The 728-nt window shown below is 48.4% G+C and carries 1 protein-coding gene and 1 pseudogene; both read right to left on the reverse strand.

The genetic code is table 11. The annotated features are described in order from the left end of the window. Positions 1-508: restriction endonuclease subunit S (locus ACOCD2_RS23825; RefSeq protein WP_419591960.1), on the reverse strand; the 508-nt coding region annotated here is incomplete at its 3' end. After that, positions 498-728: pseudogene (locus ACOCD2_RS23830) on the reverse strand (SAM-dependent DNA methyltransferase); the annotation flags it as partial. The pseudogene ACOCD2_RS23830 and the gene ACOCD2_RS23825, both read right to left, overlap by 11 nt.

The raw sequence follows: 728 nt of genomic DNA on the forward strand, positions 1-728 counted from the left end.
AATCGACGAACCAGGACTTGAAGATGGCGCGGGCGATGGATTCGAGGGTTTGGGCCATCTGTCGGTTCAGCTCGATCTTGTCGTCCAGCGAGCCGAGGATGTGGGCGATGGCGCGTTGTTCATACAACCCAGGAACAAGTATCTTGCGCGCATGTGCAGCATCCCTGTTTAGACCAGGTACTGCACTATCTGTATTCATGTGCTCAAGTCCAAGGGACTCAAGCAAATAATAAGTAAAACGTAGATCTCTATCTTCCGAATTAGTAACATAAAACGTCGTATCAATCGACCAGAAAGGTAGTGCTACATAATGGATTGCACCAACAGTACCTTTTCTCCCAATTACAATCCCTTCGCCCTTGACCAAGGGCTTATTGTGAAAACCAACAGGGCCATTGGAACCATAAACTTGATAGGTGCCTTGCTTCCTCCTTTTCTCAGGAAGATTCTTCCCATAAGTAAGTGGACAAAACTCTCCTACCGTTGTTTTCAGCCACTTACCCCCCATAGCCCAACCCCTCCATATTCTTCTTGATCACCGTATCCAGTTCCTCCGCCTTCTTCATCTGTTCATAAAGTACCCCGGTTAGCTCAGCCATCTTGTCATTGAATGATTCCTCGTCATCTTCCTCAACTGCCGCCCCTACATATCGCCCTGGCGTCAGCACGAACCCGTGCTTCTCCACTTCTTCCAGTTCCGCTGAATAACAGAACCCCAATACATCCTC

The sequence above is a fragment of the Thiolapillus sp. genome (genome assembly GCF_048562965.1).
GTDB classification, from domain to species: Bacteria; Pseudomonadota; Gammaproteobacteria; order Chromatiales; family Chromatiaceae; genus Thiolapillus; species Thiolapillus brandeum_A.